This window comes from Thermoactinospora rubra (assembly GCF_002093975.1).
In the GTDB taxonomy this organism is placed as follows: Bacteria; Actinomycetota; Actinomycetes; order Streptosporangiales; family Streptosporangiaceae; genus Nonomuraea; species Nonomuraea rubra_A.
The window spans coordinates 1-1,547 of record NZ_MSZZ01000114.1 but is presented as its reverse complement, the minus strand read 5'-3'; the positions used below and the strand labels follow the sequence as shown (position 1 = coordinate 1,547).

The 1,547-nt window shown below is 67.6% G+C and carries 1 protein-coding gene; it reads left to right on the top strand.

Annotation, left to right across the window (positions count from 1 at the left end):
- Positions 1 to 199: 199 nt before the first annotated feature.
- Positions 200 to 1,504 carry an IS701 family transposase gene (locus tag BSB02_RS39120; protein ID WP_084966061.1) on the top strand — a complete coding sequence of 435 codons (1,305 nt, stop codon included), beginning with the start codon at positions 200 to 202 and terminating at the stop codon, positions 1,502 to 1,504.
- Positions 1,505 to 1,547: the final 43 nt, after the last annotated feature.

Below are 1,547 nucleotides of genomic sequence, written 5' to 3'. Positions count from 1 at the left end.
CTCGGCGGTCCGAGGCGGAGCCTCATTAGTACTCCAGCCGCACTTCGGCTCTTGAAGGAGCGTGTCTGGACACGCTTGACCGTGGTTGGGACCGCCTGGGTATACCGGGGCGTGCCTGGGTGGTGCCCGCGTGAAGAAGGAACGGCCACCGCTGTGATCATTCAGGTGTGATGGAACTGAAGATCGTGCGGTGGCCGCGATGGCCAGCGTAGAACACCTGGGTGCTGCTCGTTTGCAGGCCGGTCTCGATGCCGCCTTCGCGCGGGTGGCCGGTCGCTTCAAAGGCCCGGAGGTGCGTGCACGGGCACGCCGCTGCGTTGAGGGCCTGCTGTCCGGGCTGGAGCGGAAGAACGGCTGGTCGCTGGCCGAGTACGCGGGCGAGCGCAGTCCCGATGGGATGCAACGGCTGTTCAACGCGGCCACGTGGGATGCCGAGGGTGTGCGCGATGACATCCGCGCCTACGTCATCGACCATCTCGGCCACGGCGACGGTGTGCCGGTGGGCGACGACACCGGCTTCGCCAAACAAGGCCGCTGCTCAGCCGGGGTGCAGCGGCAATACACCGGCACCCTGGGGAAGATCGCCAACTGCCGGATCGGGGTGTTCCGCGGCTATGCCTCCATCGGCGGCCGGGCCTTGATCGATCGCGAGTTATACCTGCCCCGCGACTCGTGGATCGCCGAGCCGTCCCGGCGCGCCGCCGCGCAGATTCCCGAGCAGGTCGGCTTCGCCACCAAGCCGCAACTCCTCCACGCGATGATCGAGCGAGCTGTGGCGGCGGGGCTGCCGTTTGCCTGGGTGACCGCCGATGAGGCCTACGGCGACAACGGACCGCTGCGCCACTTCCTGGAGGACAGGCGCATCGGCTACGTGGTGGCTGTCTCGCGTACCCATCAGATCACCACCGGCGCCGGTAAGACGCGTGCCGCCATCATGGCCGGCAAGGTCCGCAAGGCTGGATGGCAGCGCCTGTCGTGTGGGCCGGGCGCCAAGGGCGAGCGCCACTATGACCGGGCTCTGATCGCCACCGCCAGCCCGACCCATCACCTGCTGATCCGCCGTTCCGTCAGCAAGCCCGCCGGCCTGGCCTTCTTCCTGTGCCACACCCCCACACCGGTGCCGTTGGGCCGACTGGTCCACATCGTCGGCTGCCGCTGGACCATCGAGGAATGCTTCCAGACCGGCAAGAACGAGGCCGCGTTCGACCACTACCAGGTCCGGCTTTACCCGGCCTGGTACCGCTACATGACGCTGGCCATGCTCGCACTGGCCTTCCTGGCGGTGACCCGCGTTGCGGTCGGTGACCCGCTGACCGAGCCGGCCGATCCAGGCTCCTGCCAGCTCATCCCGATGTCGGTGAACGAGATCCGCCGCCTGTTCGCCTTGCTGACCCGCCCTCCCACCGACGAAAGCCACATCGTGTACTGGTCACGCTGGCGACGACGCCGCCAAGCCCGCGCCCGACAAAGCCACTACCTGCGACAACAAGCTAGAGATCAGTAAGTGCGGCTGGAGTACTAATGAGGCTCCGCCTCGGACCGCCGAG